Here is a 16,147-nt window from a genome sequence, read left to right on the forward strand (position 1 = left end):
AATAAAATATCCCATTTTACATTTGTGTTGTTGTAAAAACGAATACTTGGAGACAGGTATATAAGATAGAAATATACATAGAAATTATATATCTTTTTGTAAGCGACTGAGCGAGACAGGTATATAAGGATAGAAATATGATGCACTTTTATATACTTTTTTCTGTGCTTTATAAGTACCAGGGGTGAGTGTTACAGGAAATGCTTATCGAAAAAGTATATAAGTCAAATTATCATTTTCAATTTATATACCGAGCGGAGAAGTTACGGGAGAAATAGGTATATAAATTTGACGTAAGAGCTTTTCTTATATATGTTGTGCAAAATGGCGCGTTATAAATATTTTAGGAACACTTTTGTAAAAAGAGAGAATAAAATAAAATAAATCAGAATTATAGGAGATTTTTTATGGAAAAAATGTACTACGCATCAAAACTTGCAGACGTTAGTGTGAACGACAAATATTTGGATGAAGCATTTCATCTTGAAGTAAAGAATCTGCTTTTGCTGGATCCGGACAGGCTTCTTGCGGGATTTCGCGAGACAGCAGGACTTATTAAGGGATTGGATGATGATGGCTGTATAGCACTTATGAAAGGAAAAAAGCGCTACGGCGGAATGTGGGAGGATGGACTTATCGGAGGACATACTCTTGGACATTATGTTACGGCTTTGGCTCAGGCTGTGGTTAATCCCGTGCTTTCTGATTCAGAGAAAAAGGATGTATCAGACAGACTCACATATATTTTGGTGGCTCTTAAGCAGTGTCAGGAGCTTGTAAAAGGCACAGAGGGCGAAGGCTTTTTGTTTGGCGCATCATTCCCATCAAAGGAATTCAGAGACAATCCCTTCTTGCAGTTTGACAACGTAGAGCATGGACTTCAGGAGCTTTTCACACAGGCATGGGTGCCGTGGTATACAATGCACAAGATTTTAACCGGCTTAAATGCATCCTTTAAGATTGCAGGGGATCCTCTTGCGCTGGAGATTGCAAACGACCTTGGAATCTGGATTTCAAAGAGGACAGAGAGCTGGTCAGAAGAGGTAAACAGGACCGTGCTAGGCATAGAGTATGGCGGAATGAATGACTGTCTCTATGAGCTTTATCAGATAAACCGCGATCTGAAGGAGAGCGGAAGTGAGTTGTTCCATCCTGAATTTGAAAGATTTGCGAGGGCTGCTCATCGCTTTGATGATACAGAGCTTTTTGAGAAGGTTTTGTCAGGGAAAGAGAACATTTTTAATAACGTTCATGCCAATACCACAATCCCTAAGTTTATCGGAGCACTTGCAAGATATGAGTCCTTCCATGAGGAGACCAGATATCTTGATTATGCCGAAGCCTTTTTTGACATTGTGATTGGCAAACATACCTATGTGACAGGCGGAAACAGTGAAAATGAGCATTTTGGTGAGGACAATGTCCTTGATGCAGAGAGAACCAATGTAAATAACGAGACATGCAATACCCACAATATGCTTAAGTTCGCAAGACGCCTCTATGAGCAGACAGGTAAAAAGAAATATCTTGATTATGCAGACAGAACCTTTGTAAATGCCATAATGCCTTCTCAGAATCATGAGACCGGCTTTACCACTTATTTTCAGGCAATGGCTACGGGTTATCAGAAGGTATTCAATAACCTGGACGGTAATTTCTGGTGCTGCACAGGAACCGGCTATGAGAATTTTACAAAGCTCCAGGACGGCGTATTTTTCGAGGATAAGGAAAAACTCGTTATTGCTCTTTATATGGCAGCTGAGCTTAAAACTGAGTGTTATTTGGTAGCTATGGACTGCGATTTTGTATCTTCCGATGAGGTAAAAATCATTGTAACTCCTGCAGAAGGCAAGAGCTTTACTAAGGATCTGTATCTTGTTATTCCCACATGGCTTAAGGGAGAGATGACCGTTACATTAAAAGGCAGTAAGTATGAGGCAAAAGAAAAGGACGGATTCATTATTGTTCCCGAGGATGAGCTTTCAGGCGGCTGTGAGATAGTACTTAAATTACCTATGGAAATTACCTGTCACAACCTGCAGGATGGCAAGGATACCTACGCATTTATGTACGGACCTTACGTGCTTTCTGCTAGACTTGGCACAGCAAAAATGCTGACTAAATCCCATGGAGTTGCAGTGAGTGTTGCCTGTGAGAAGGCGGTAGATTCTGATGAGATTGTCATAGAGAGCGAAAAGAGTGTGGATGATTTTATCACCAATATCAGTGATCATCTTGTTAAACGTGATGGCGAGATGGAGTTTGACCTGACAGGAACAAATAGGAATCTTGTTTTCACAACTCACTATAATCAGTACAAGGAAAGCTATGGAATTTATTGGAAATTCAGGGTTTAAAACGGAAAAATTATTGAAAAATCTCCCATTTATATAACGAAGAATGGCTTAAAATAGGCAAAAACCAGCCGTGTTAGACATTTGTTGGACAATGGAAATTATAATTCAAAATGTAAATTTAAAATTTCTTTTGTGAGGGAGAGAAAATCAATGAAAAAGATCACATTTAAAAACGGTATTATAGTTACTCTGGCAACAATGATGGCAATGGCTGCAATGGCAGGATGCGGTAATAGTACAGCTGCTGATGCTACTGAGGAAGATCAGATCGTAGAAGAAACAGTAGCAGATGAAGAGGTTCCTCTTGCTTCCGGAGAAGAGGCTGTTACAGACATTCCTGCAGCACCTTATTTTTCTAAGGGCGTATATGTGAACTACTCTAAGGATGCTGAGAATCCGCCTAAGACCTATTTCTATGTTTTCAGTGATGATTCATATGGTTACACAGCAGACGGTGAGAACGACGACATGGGCGTTCCCTTTGATATTACACAGACTGACGGACAGGTAGAGTTTTCCTTCGGCGGCGCAGAGGAATCCAAGGATGTTCTCGTAATCACAGGTGTTGAGAACGGAATGATCTATGGCTGCTTCGAGGATGTTCCTGAGCGTGAGCTGGTATTCGAGCCTGTTGCAGATGCTGATCCCGAGAATTTCAGTGCTGTTAATTATCTGAGTTCTATGACCGGTGGAGATAATGTATACAGAGATGCAAACGGATGGAGCGTACATTACAATCCTTCATGCATCACAGTTAACCAGGGTGGCCCTGTAACAACATTCGTTTACACAGGTGACTGCGCAGGAACATGCATGATTACTGCTACATACGACGTTGATAAGGATGCAAAGACAGCTGCAGAGGATCTAGCTGCTTCCTATGGCGATCAGGCAATGGTTTCAGATTGCGTATTCCCCGGAACAGAGGATGTTGAAGGCTTCTATGTAGATGCTGTTCCCGGACAGACAGGCCCCGGCCTCTATGCTTCTGCTTTTGTAAGAGAGTATATGGGTGGATACCTTATATTCGAGTTTACACAGCATGTAGCAGGAGATGATGAGATGGATATGGCTGTATCTGACAATCTCTCAGCAATCATTGATTCACTTTCATTTGAATAATATTTATAAATACCAAATGCTGATGTGATAAATCCCCTAAGTAGATATGAAAATCTGCTTAGGGGATTTTTATGTCATAAATATTTTCCAGGCTGCATAATGTTTGCCCTTACTTTGCTACTTTACTATAATATTCATGAGGAAAAAACAGTGAAACAAAGAGCTTATGTGGCAATAGATTTAAAGTCCTTCTATGCATCTGTCGAGTGCATGGATATAAGCCGGGATCCGCTGACCACGAACCTTGTGGTTGCAGACAAAAGCAGGACCGAAAAGACAATATGCCTTGCTGTATCGCCGTCCCTGAAAAAATGGGGAATACCGGGGAGAGCAAGGCTTTTTGAGGTGGAACAAAAGCTAAAAGAAGTAAACAGAGATAGACTTAGAAAGGCACCGGGCGGTGTTTTTACAGGTGAATCCTATGATGACGAGGAGCTTTCCAAAAATCCATCACTCAAAATCGGATACATTGCAGCGACACCCAGAATGGCCAGATACATGGAGCTCAGCACCAGAATTTACAAGTGCTACCTTAAATATATCGCACCTGAGGATATCCACGTTTACTCCATCGACGAGGTTTTCATGGATGTGACGAACTACCTTGGAATCTACAACATGACCCCCAGGGAGCTGGCATCAACCATGATAGAGGAGATTAGGAAAAACACGGGAATTACAGCTACTGCAGGCATCGGAACCAACCTTTATCTGTGCAAGGTAGCCATGGATATAGTAGCCAAGCATGTAGAAGCAGATGAAAAGGGCGTACGTATAGCAGAGCTGGATGAGATGAGCTACAGAGAAAAGCTATGGGAACACAAACCCCTTACGGATTTTTGGCGTGTCGGGAGAGGATATGTGAAAAAACTCTCAGCCCTTGGTCTTGAGACCATGGGAGATATAGCAAGATGCAGTATCGGTGGCGCCAGGGATTTTTATAATGAAGAGCTATTATACAAGACCTTTGGGATAAATGCAGAGCTTTTGATAGATCATGCCTGGGGATATGAGCCCTGCACCATGGAGATGATAAAGGCCTACAAGCCTGAAAACAACAGCCTTAGCCAGGGACAGGTCCTTCATTGCCCTTACACCTATGACAAAGCAAGGATAATTGTCAGAGAGATGGCTGATGCACTGGCTTTGCAGCTTCTTGGTGAACATAAGGTAACGGATCAGGTGGTGCTTTCAATTGGCTATGACAGGGAGAGTCTTGATAATCCTGAAATTGCCCGTAAATTCAAAGGTAATATCAAAAAGGATTACTATGGAAGAGCAGTCCCGGAGCATGCCCACGGAAGCCGGAGTCTTGAAGAATTTACCTGCCTTGGCAGTCATATCATAGATGCGGCACTTTCGATTTTTGATGAAAAAGTAGACCCGGATCTGCTTATCCGGCGCGTGAATATAGTAGCTGCCCACGTGATTGATGAAGCGGATGCAGTAAAGATAGAAAGCGAAGCATTTGAACAGCTTTCGTTATTTGAAGATATAAACCAAAAGGAAGAGAAAAAGCAGCAGGAAAAGGTTCTGAATGAGAAGGAAAGAGCCCTTCAGGAGGCTGCTCTTGAGATAAAAAAGCGATTTGGAAATAACGCTATAGTAAAGGGAACCTCAATGCAGGAAGGGGCAACAGGACTTGACAGAGGAAGGCAGATAGGAGGTCATAAGGCCTGAGTACTGCTAATCTTGGAATTTAAGGCCCGGTTGTAATATAGCGAAGCGGCAACAAAGACAGGATAGGGAAATGGGAAAATACGACGACATAATAAATATGGAAAGACCAATATCGAGAAATCACAGACCCATGGCTCTTGAAAACAGGGCTGCACAGTTCATGCCCTTTGCCGCCCTTACGGGCTATGATGATGCAGTGGAAGAGACCGGGCGCCTTACTACAGAAAAAATCGATCTGACTGAGGAGCGAATACGGGAGCTTGATGAGAAGATTTCAGAAGTTGCCGCACATATCAAAGATGGTCCTGTGAAAATGCTTGTCACATATTTTGTTCCGGATCTCTATAAATCCGGAGGAGAATATGTGACAAAGGAAGTTACCATAAGGAAGATAGATTCATACAAAAAAAGTCTGGTCCTGGCAGATAAAACCGAGATTTTCATACATGATATTTACGACCTGATCACGGTATAAAGCGGGATGGATTCCTACAATAAGTAGGAGCGATAAAACTGAGAAATGCGGCTACGGACATTTGTTGGACATTGTGTGATAAAACAGTGACAGTAAGATTGATATGATGTAATCAGCATCAGATCAAGCGATGTGACTAAAATTATTAATTGTTTCAAAAGGGGGAACAACAAATGGCTGGAAAAGATAAAATTTATACAAATGATAATACTCCTTCAGGAGATAATATTATTGAAAGCTCCGAGAATCAGGAGAAGGAAATAATAGATAATCCTTATTTAAATGACGATCAGAATGATCCTGAACATAATCCTGATGAGAATCAAAATAATAATGTGTTCGGCGATATGTTTAATATCAGAGAGCCCGAGCTTGGAGAAGTATACATCGATGAAGATGTAGAAGAGGTCCTGGAGAAATACAGGGAAGAGCAAAGACAGCGCGAAGAGGAAATTCGCAGAGCAAAGGAAGCTGAGGAAAAAGCTAAGTATGATCTTGAGCATCTCCGTTTTGTAAACAAAAAACCTGAGCTCTATGATATCGAAGATGAGGCAAAGGAAAACCAGGTCAAAGATCAGAATGATAATGATTTTAGTATCTTTTCAAATTATGAGAAGCAGAATGAAGATGAAGAGAAATATGTAAACACACCTACCGGCAATGAAAACTCTGAAGCGAAGAAGCCTGACGACATAGGCGAGAATCCTTTTGCTAAAGCCAAAAAGGATAATGTAAAGAAGGTAAGTGCAAATGACCTTCAGAAAGAAGTGATGGCTCAGCAAAAGCAGGTTTCCGGCATAGAAAAACCATTAAACAAACAGATGGTCGACGATCCCGACATCATTCCTGTAATGGACACTCCTATGCCAATGACTTCTAAATATAAAGGTGATGTCATCGTTAAAGGAAACCATAATGGCATTATAAATGACATTATCAACGCCGGAAGCAAAGAAAGCAGAATTATTGATAATGAATCTGTAATTATCAAGGAAGATAAAGCTGTTAAAAGCATTAACCTGATCAACATTGAAGAATCCGTTAATGGAGGAAATAAACGTCAGAATAAGTCGAAGGGATTGCATTACCAGCCTATCTTAGGTAGTGAGACTCCCGGCTGTCTGAAAAAGACATATCCTGTAAATGGGGATACCGTTTCTTATTTGCAGGCCATGGTTGCTACTGCTAACATGAGCCGTGGATTTTTCCGCGATTCAAGGCAGTACAACGAGTTTGTACACGCTATGGTCATTTGCCATGATTTAGCATGGGATATTAACAAGCATTCAAAGAAAAGAAATTATGACCCGGCAAAGCTGGCTCGTGAACAGAAACAGTACGACGAAGCAGTTGAGCACTTAAAAGAGACAGCCAGAGCTTACAAGGCGTACAAGTATTCAAGTAAGGAAAAAGAACTTGATCCTGCTAAGAAGACGCTTAACAGTGATGACAGGAAAAAGCTTAAGCTTATGGATGATGTTTTAGGGAACAGAAATCGATATTTTAGAGGAAAAGATCCTCTCAATACCATTTCTCTGTAAAAAATGATTTTTTTAATCATATAACCTAAAGTAAATAACAAATTATCCGATAATATTATCAGAAAGATAAAAATACAGGGAACGCGACAAGACTCCGGTTTCTGTATTAGCACTTCCCGAGAGGGCCCGAGCTCTCAGAGGTTGAACCAAACGAAACATACTAAAGAGTAGTAAACCAATAACGGAAGTAACGAGATAAAACTCCTTTTTTAATTCCTCCCATATAATAGTGTTAAAAACAGTCCGGTTCGCCATTTCCGGACTGTTTTTATTTAATGGACCATGGGGACGGGGTCCATATTGCGCTAAATAACGTAACCGTATTAAAATAGGAAATGTGTTTTACACACTAATATGGTAGAAATGGAATTTTAATAATGGTTTTCAGCTCAACAGTATTTTTGTTCTGCTTTCTTCCGGTGACCATCATCGGATATTTCATAATAAATAATCCTACATACAGAAACACCTGGCTGCTTCTAATGAGTCTGGTGTTTTTTGGCTGGTCTCAGCCCGGGTACTTGTGGATCATCATTGTCAGTATCATCGTCAATTACTTATCGGCCTATATAATCGCTTATTCTAAAGAAAAAAAGAACAGACATATTCCCACGGGATTTATCCTGTTTGTGGCAGTTACGGTAAATCTGCTCCTTCTTTTTTACTTCAAATATCTGGATTTCATGATACAGACCGTAAACGACCTGGCTCATTTGAATTTAGAGCTTAAAAACATCGTGCTTCCCATAGGTATTTCATTCTTTACCTTCCAGGGAATGAGCTATGTTATCGATGTCTACAGAGGTGATGTGCCGGTTCAGAAGAATCCTCTTAAGGTTGCGCTCTACGTGGTGCTTTTCCCGCAGCTTATCGCCGGTCCCATCGTTCGTTACATCGATATCGCAAATGAGATCAATGACAGAAAACACACCATCGATGATTTTACCAAGGGAATCACCAGATTTGTGATAGGTCTTGGAAAAAAGGCCATCATCGCCAATACAATGGCGGAGGTTGTGGACAGTGTCTGGAACGCAGGCGTTACCAACAACACTGTTGCAATTGCATGGATTGGAAGTATAGCCTATTCACTACAGATTTTCTATGATTTCTCAGGCTACAGTGATATGGCGATAGGAATCGGAAGAATTTTTGGTTTTCATTTTATTGAGAACTTCAACAGACCCTATATTTCAAAGAGTATTACGGAGTTCTGGAGAAGGTGGCACATTTCGCTGTCCACCTGGTTCAGAGATTATGTGTATATCCCTCTTGGAGGAAACAGAAGGCATCTTTACAGGAACCTCAGTATAGTGTTCCTGCTTACAGGTCTTTGGCATGGAGCTTCCTGGCATTTTGTGCTGTGGGGTATCTGGAATGGCCTGTTCATGGTCATTGAGAGACGCTTTAGGAAAAAGCCCACTGACAAGAACAGCAATGCTGGTAATGGAGCCGTAGCAACAGGCAAATCTTCAGCCGGTTCATCCGGCCTTGCACTGAAGATTCTCGGCCACATTTATGCACTTTTTGTTATAAATCTTGGCTGGGTGCTCTTTAGGGCAGATAATTTCAGCCTTGCTCTTAAGTACATCGGAACCATGTTCGGTGTTGGAATCTCACAAACACCGGGCTTTACCATTATGTGGTATCTGAACAACTGGGTTATTTTCGTATTTATCCTTGCGGCTTTGGACATAGCAGGAGGCTTCATGGGCCTTAGAAAAGCTGTGGAGAACAGCTTAAATCCGGCACTTTGTAAAGTGGCAAAAATAGTTGTGGTTTACGGAATCCTGATTCTCTCTATCATGCGAGTTATGTCAGGAACCTATAATCCTTTCATCTATTTCCAGTTTTAAGAGAGTCGAAAGAATTCAGAGATGTAGGAGCTTACCGTTAAAAACTCCCACGGAGTAACAATATATGGAAAAAAAGATTTTTGAAAAAATATATATCGCCGGCGTTGCGCTGATTCTGCTGCTTCCGGTTCTTACGATAAACAGGGATCCGGACGCCATTTCGGAGAAGGAGAACAGGCCTCTTACCGGACTTCCAAAGATTGTAAGGGATGGCAGCATAAATAAGAATCTTCCTGTGGATATCGAGAGTTATTTAGATGACAGAATCGGCTTTCGCGATCTTCTTATTTCAGCCAATGCTCTTTTGCAATATCACGTATTCGGAAGAATGGAAGACGGCACCAGATACAGACTTGGTCCCGACGGCGAGTTTAACATCATTGAGAGCGATATGGTGGAATCCTATCAGCATGCAAACCTGTTTTCTGATGAGGAATTAGCAGAAGTAACAGCTGATTTTAAATCCATTTCCGATGGTCTTAAGAAGAGAGGCACCGAGTTTTATTACATGCAGTGCTGGGATAAGCAGTCAATTTACCCTGAGTATTTTCCTGACAGTGTGCTGCAATACGGGGATATCTCAAGAACGGACCAGGTGCTTACATCTCTTGCAGAGAACACAGATGTAAATGTGATTCCACTAAAGGATAAATTCATCAGTGAAAAGTCCAATTACGAGGTTTACAGTAAATACGGCGATCCTGTGCACTGGACTCCCAGAGGAGCGCTTATAGGCTATACAGAGACCATGAATGTCATCAATGAGGGAAGGGATGAGCCCTTTAAGGTCCTTACAGATGATGATTTCAATATAACCATGACGGATCAGGGCATGAGCTTTTATGGCGGCGTTAAGAGAAGCAATATGTCCGAGGCATTCGAGCTAAAAGAGACTCATGCAGTCATGAACGAGGATTACGACGAGGAGCATGAGGCCTTTGACGGCTACAGAACATACCATTTTACCAATGAGAATGCGGGAAATGACACAAAAGTCCTTATTATCTGTAACAGCTTTATCGTTAATTATCTTAAGGAGGATTTTGCGGAATCCTTTGGAGATACGCTGGTTATATGGAATGACATAAACAAGAAGCTTCCCAAGTGGATTGAAGACTATGATCCTGACATTGTGATATATGAGATGGTTGAGCGTTATGTATCCTATGAGCATCTCCACAAAGCAGGAAAAGCCATGAGAAAAGCATATGACAAATAATAATAAGCCCTATTGCGAAATATTAACAGCGGTAGGGCTTATTTTTGTCTAGAATTAAATATTAGATGAATAAAAGAGGAGGTACTTTTTAATGAAAGCACTTTTTATTGGTGGTACAGGCACAATCAGTATGGGAATAGTAAAAAAGCTTGCGGAGGATCCTCAGTGGGAGGTTTATTTATTAAACAGAGGAAACCGCGCAGATGAAGTCCCTGAGAGCGTTCATCAGATAACAGCTGATATAAATGATGAAAACAGCGTACTTTCAAAGCTTGAGGGTATGAAATTCGACGTGGTAAGCGACTTTATCGCTTTTGATGTAAAGGCTGCAGAGCGTGATTACAGATTATTTAAGGATAAGACAGCTCAGTATATTTTCATTAGCTCGGCATCCGCATATAACAAGCCGTCAGCAAGCTATGTGATAACTGAGGGAACAACTCTTGCCAATCCTTACTGGGAGTATTCCAGAAATAAGATAGCCTGCGAGGAATTCCTTATGGAAAAATACCGCAGCGAGGGCTTCCCTGTTACAATCGTAAGACCAAGCCATACTTATGATGAGAGAAATGTGCCCCTTGGCGTACATGGAAATAAAGGCTTTTATCAGGTAATTAAGCGTATGCAGCAGGGTAAACCCGTAATTATTCAGGGAGATGGAACATCGCTTTGGGCATTGACCTTCAACAGAGATTTTGCAGTGGGTTACACAGCTCTTATGGGTAACAGACACGCAATTGGCGAAGCATTCCAGATTACAGGTGATGAGATTTTATCCTGGAACCAGATTTATCAGACAATCGCAGATGCCCTCGGAGTAGAGCTTAAGGCCTGCCATGTTTCATCAGAATTTTTGAGCGCTGCAGGAGAGGCATACGGCTATGATTTCACAGGAAGTCTTATAGGAGATAAGGCTGTATCTGTAGTTTTTGATAACAGTAAGCTTAAAAAGCTTGCACCCACCATGACTACTACAATTCCTTTCCATAAGGGTGTTCGTATTTCACTTGATTACGTGTTGTCACATCCCGAGAAATATCAGGAGGATCCTGAATTTGATGCATTTTGTGACAACGTTATAGCTGCAATGGAGAAGGCAAAGCAGGATGTAATAGCAGCAAAATCTGTCAAATAATGGTGAAATGCGATTTTTTGATACTTAATTCATAAATTAATAATAAGTTCATAAGAAATAAATTATCAATGATTTGCTATAATTGTATGTGACACAATATTTGTTGTAACTCTGCATACGAAAGGCGGATTGCAGCTATGAATTTTCAGAATGTGGCAGACTGCATAAGCGCAATGACCTGTATAGTTTCCGTTGAAAAGCTTGAAGGTGGAGGACACGGCACTATACGTATTGTCACGGGCAATAAGGCTTATATTGACTCCATAGAACACCCTATGGATGGGGTTGCTATGCTTACGGATAAGTTTGTTCCAAACTGCGAGTACACCACATATCTGCCAAAGGACCTGAATTTTGAGGATTTCTGCTACAGATCTGCTGTTGAGAAGAAGTGTCTGCATTCCTATGTACATCCGGATCGTTTCGATGTGTGGTTTAATATGACTTTTATGCCGCTGTGGCCTGATGATGGGAATATCTGCTATTGTACGTATTCCATGGAAATCAATCAGGAAGCAGATGCTGCCAGAATGTCCAATATATCCAGCGATATCGCAGCTGCCGTACTTGAGACCTGTATCATGCTCCGTGGAACAACGAATTTTATAAAGACGATAGGCGATATTGTCGGTTTTGTAAGATCATTGTGTAAGGGTGACAGGTGCTGTCTGATTACCATGGATCATGTCGAAAAAACAGTCACTGTTCTTGGAGATGATTTTGATGAGAGCTTAGGAGTCAGAGAAGTAGAGGAAGCTTTTGGTGATAGATTCTATGAGATTGCATCCACATGGGAAGATACAATTTCAGGCAGTAACTGTCTTATAGTTAAGGATCAGCAGGAAATGGAGGTTGTTAAAGAACGCAATCCGGGTTGGTATGAGTCCCTGGTGGCAGCGGGAGTAAAGACCATTGTTCTTTTCCCTCTGAAATACAGACTTGAGCTTCTTGGTTATATGTGGGTGATCAATTTTGAATCTTCTGAGGCACCGCGTCTTAAAGAAGCCCTTGAGGCTGCTTCATTTATTCTGAGTTCTGAGATATACAATTATCTGCTGCTGGGACGCCTTAAAACCCTTAGCTCCAAGGATATGCTTACCGGTGTACAGAACAGAAATGAGATGAATAACATGGTTGACAGTTATGTCAATGGCACTGCAGAGTATTCTGATAAGTCTGTCGGCATCATTTTTGCAGATCTTAACGGACTTAAAGCCATTAATGATAATGAAGGTCATGTAGCAGGTGATGAAATGTTGAAGGATGCAGCTGCGGTACTGGCTGAAGTCTTCGATGAGGATAATATATATCGTGCAGGAGGCGATGAATTCACCATTATAGCTCCGGGAGTTACTGAGAACGATCTGGCAGTTAAGATTGATGAGGTCAGAACCATAGCTGAAAAATATGAGGACGTTTCCTTCGCAATGGGATATGCTGTCGTGGAGAATTCAGCAGAAATAAGAACAGCGCTAAGAAAGGCTGACGAGCGGATGTACGTCGATAAGGAAGCCTATTATGAAAAGCATCCTGACAAGCGCCGGGATGCAACAAGATAACCTGAATTAAACAGCAAAATATTATGATAATCTAATTGGCACCTCAATTTTTGAGGTGCTGATTTTTGAAATGATGCTAAAAGATGGGAGGAAGTATAATCTGTGGCTAAAAATATGCATTTAAATTTGGGGAAGCCTGAAGAACTTACTGCCGTTGGCAGAGCGCTCTCTGTGCCTATAAGGGCGCAGATTTTATCTATTATAAGTAAGCAGGTTTTGAGTATAGCTGATATAGCAAGGGAACTGGGGATTCCTGCATCCAGCTGCGCATCTCATATTAAAGCGCTTCAGGAGGCAGATCTGGTGCGTGTAGAGCAGATTCCCGGTACAAGAGGCAGCATCAAGGTATGCTCCAGAAATGTAGACAGAATCGATATCAGACTTGTGGAACCTGAAAAGGACGTTGATGATGTTTTGAAAATTGAGATGCCCGTTGGAGCATATACTAATGTAAGCGTTGCAGAACCATGCGGACTGGCCGATGAAAACGGCATAATCAGTATGGATGACAGGGAAGAGAATTTTTATCTTCCGGAACACATAAATGCACAGATTCTTTGGTCAGGACAGGGATATATTGAGTATTCCTTCCCCAATCAGATTTTCTCATTGCCGTTTAAGGCGGATGTACACAGAATATATATTTCTGCAGAGATGTGTTCTGAGGCGCCGGGCTTTAATCCGGAATGGAAATCTGACATAACGCTCTGGATAAACGATAAGGAGTGTGCTACCTGGCTATGCGGAGGGGATTACGGTGAGAGAAAAGGCCTTAACAATCCTGATTACTGGCCTAATGGAAGAACTCAGTACGGAGAGCTTGTAACCTTTGAGGTCACCAGGGAAGGAACTTATGTTAATAACAAGAAATGCGGTCAGGTGACAGTGGAAGACTTAAGACTTATGGATTCCCACAAGATCAAGGTCAGATTTGGAAACAAAGAAGATGCCAAACATATGGGAGGATTCAACATCTTTGGCAGGAAATTCGGAGATTACGCCCAGGGAATAGTAATGGGAATCGGTTATCAGTACGCCGGTTCCGGGAAAAACGGAGTTTAATGCTCCGTTTTTTTGTTGTCCTCTTTCCATAGGTCGTTAATTGAACAAAAAAAATATTCAAACACCTAAAATCCCTCAAAAACCACTCCTTTTAACAATAATCATGTTGAATGGTTGATATTAAGGGGACAATAATAATATTGAGATAATTTTGTGGAGAGAGGAATAACTTTATGGGAACAAAAAGCTACATTAAGGATTATCCGAGACCGCAGATGGTCCGCGATGATTTCGAACTTTTGAACGGAAGCTGGGATTTTGCTTTCGATGATGAAAACAGAGGAGAAGAGAAGGGCTGGAATGCGGGTTTTGACTCGGATCTTGTGATTCAGGTGCCCTTTACCTATGAGACAAAACTCAGCGGAATCTGTGATGAGACAAGGCACGATCATGTCTGGTACCAGAGAAAGATCACTTTAGAAAAAGCAGAGGATAAGCAGTACATCCTGCATCTTGAGGGAAGTGATTACCTGACTAAAGTTTGGGTAAACGGAAGTTTAATTGGCAGTCATGAAGGTGCTTATGAGAGAGCAAGCTACGACATGACAAATGCGCTTAAAACAGGCGTAAACCGAATTGTTATAGGAGTATCGGACTCTTTCTCAATATCGCAGCCAAGGGGAAAACAGCGTTGGATAAACAACAATTTCGGCTGCTGGTATGTTCAGACTACAGGTATTTGGAAGACTGTATGGATGGAGGCTGTGCCCAAGGTACACTTCGATGAGTTGAAGATAACACCTGATATCGATGAAGGCGCTGTGGAAATTACAGCAGCAATAAAGGGAATTGTGGGCTGTGCCGATGCCGGAATCTGCGGCGCACCTGCAGATAAGGAAGGCACGAATGATAAAGCCGACCTCAGTTTATATGGTGAGATTTCTTTTGACGGCAAGACAGTAAAAACATTCTGCGAGAATATCCATAAGAATCTGACTGAGCTAAAGGTTGATATTAGAGACTACGAACTGACAGAATGGGGCTTAAAGCTCTGGGATACCTATGATCCCAATCTTTATGATATGACTCTTGAAATCAGGCGAGGCGATGAGTGTGTTGATAAAATCGGCTCATATTTTGGAATGCGCAAGGTCAGCATAGAGAACGGCGAAGTGCTCCTTAACAACAGACCGATTTATCAGAAGCTTATTCTTGATCAGGGCTATTTTGCAGATTCTCACCTTACACCTCCCAGCGAGGATGCGCTTATAGAGGATATTGACAAAATACACCAGCTTGGATTCAACGGTCTTCGTAAGCACATGAAAATTGAGGATGAGCGCTTTTTATATCACTGTGATGTAAAGGGAATGCTTGTATGGAGCGAGATGGCAGCCTGCTATGAGTTTACGGATGAGGCAGTTCGCAAATTCACTGACGAATGGGTTCAGATCGTAAAGCAGAACTATTCACATCCCTGCATCATCACCTGGACTCCATTTAATGAGTCCTGGGGAGTTCCGCAGATCGCCAGAAATGAGAAACAGAAGAAGTTTACAGAGGCTATCTACAATCTGACAAAGAGTATAGATAATACCAGACCGGTCATCGTAAACGACGGATGGGAGCACACTGTATCAGATCTTCTGACTCTTCACGATTACGAAGAGGACGGTGATGTTTTCAAGAAAAGATATGTGGATTACAAGGATGAGATACTTAATGGTACCTACTGCCATAACAGAGCGAATCTGGCTATTGTGGAGGGCTATGACTACAAGGGTCAACCTGTGATCATCAGCGAGTACGGCGGAATCGCATTTTCATCTAAGGATGATGACCAGTGGGGCTATGGTAACTGTGTTTCCGATGAGGAGGCGTTTCTTAAGCGTTATAAGAAGATTACTCATGCCATAATGAGCATCCCTTATATCAAGGGCTTCTGCTATACACAGGTCAGCGATGTGCAGCAGGAAGTAAACGGCCTTATGACCATAGACCGCAAGTTTAAGGTAAATCCTGATAAAATTCGTGAGATCAACAGGGGAATAGGACTGTAATTGTTTTTGAATATAAGCTTTTTGGCAATTGGATTTTATGTAATTCGCACAAATTTAACCAAATAAAAACGCAAAAAATGACCAATTGACTACTATGAAGCGATTTTAATATAATTAGTATCGTTTAAATGGTTAATCGCT

General features: G+C 41.5%; 11 protein-coding genes. All 11 read left to right on the forward strand.

What is annotated here, in order from left to right; translation table 11 throughout:
* Positions 1-407: 407 nt before the first annotated feature.
* The 11 genes from G603_RS20420 to G603_RS0113555 all read left to right on the forward strand — a co-directional run bounded on the left by G603_RS20420 (position 408) and on the right by G603_RS0113555 (position 16,006).
* Positions 408-2,357 (forward strand): beta-L-arabinofuranosidase domain-containing protein, encoded by a 1,950-nt coding sequence (locus G603_RS20420; RefSeq protein ID WP_051197997.1) that lies wholly within the window; start codon positions 408-410, stop codon positions 2,355-2,357.
* 150 nt (positions 2,358-2,507) lie between these two features.
* Positions 2,508-3,479 (forward strand): hypothetical protein, encoded by a 972-nt coding sequence (locus tag G603_RS0113510; RefSeq protein WP_026525174.1) that lies wholly within the window; start codon positions 2,508-2,510, stop codon positions 3,477-3,479.
* Positions 3,480-3,578: 99 nt separating this feature from the next.
* Complete coding sequence (locus G603_RS0113515) at positions 3,579-5,159, forward strand: Y-family DNA polymerase (RefSeq protein WP_051197998.1); 1,581 nt, start codon at positions 3,579-3,581, stop codon at positions 5,157-5,159.
* 70 nt (positions 5,160-5,229) lie between these two features.
* On the forward strand, positions 5,230-5,634 hold the full coding sequence (locus tag G603_RS0113520) for a hypothetical protein (RefSeq protein WP_026525176.1): 405 nt from the start codon (positions 5,230-5,232) through the stop codon (positions 5,632-5,634).
* Positions 5,635-5,807: 173 nt separating this feature from the next.
* On the forward strand, positions 5,808-7,175 hold the full coding sequence (locus tag G603_RS0113525; RefSeq protein ID WP_026525177.1) for a hypothetical protein: 1,368 nt from the start codon (positions 5,808-5,810) through the stop codon (positions 7,173-7,175).
* Positions 7,176-7,552: 377 nt separating this feature from the next.
* Complete coding sequence (locus tag G603_RS0113530; protein WP_026525178.1) at positions 7,553-9,031, forward strand: MBOAT family O-acyltransferase; 1,479 nt, start codon at positions 7,553-7,555, stop codon at positions 9,029-9,031.
* A 64-nt stretch (positions 9,032-9,095) separates the two neighbouring features.
* The gene (locus tag G603_RS0113535) at positions 9,096-10,250 is read left to right on the forward strand and encodes an alginate O-acetyltransferase AlgX-related protein (RefSeq protein WP_026525179.1); all 1,155 of its coding nucleotides are present in this window, start codon (positions 9,096-9,098) and stop codon (positions 10,248-10,250) included.
* Between the two features lie 91 nt (positions 10,251-10,341).
* Positions 10,342-11,385, forward strand: coding sequence for an NAD-dependent epimerase/dehydratase family protein (locus tag G603_RS0113540; RefSeq protein WP_026670561.1), 1,044 nt, complete (start codon positions 10,342-10,344; stop codon positions 11,383-11,385).
* Positions 11,386-11,522: 137 nt separating this feature from the next.
* The gene (locus G603_RS0113545; RefSeq protein WP_026670562.1) at positions 11,523-12,944 is read left to right on the forward strand and encodes a GGDEF domain-containing protein; all 1,422 of its coding nucleotides are present in this window, start codon (positions 11,523-11,525) and stop codon (positions 12,942-12,944) included.
* Between the two features lie 102 nt (positions 12,945-13,046).
* On the forward strand, positions 13,047-14,006 hold the full coding sequence (locus G603_RS0113550; RefSeq protein WP_026525182.1) for an ArsR/SmtB family transcription factor: 960 nt from the start codon (positions 13,047-13,049) through the stop codon (positions 14,004-14,006).
* A 173-nt stretch (positions 14,007-14,179) separates the two neighbouring features.
* Positions 14,180-16,006, forward strand: coding sequence for a glycoside hydrolase family 2 protein (locus tag G603_RS0113555; protein ID WP_026670563.1), 1,827 nt, complete (start codon positions 14,180-14,182; stop codon positions 16,004-16,006).
* Positions 16,007-16,147 lie beyond the last annotated feature (141 nt).

The organism is Butyrivibrio sp. AE3006 (genome assembly GCF_000424165.1).
Taxonomy (GTDB): Bacteria; Bacillota; Clostridia; order Lachnospirales; family Lachnospiraceae; genus Butyrivibrio.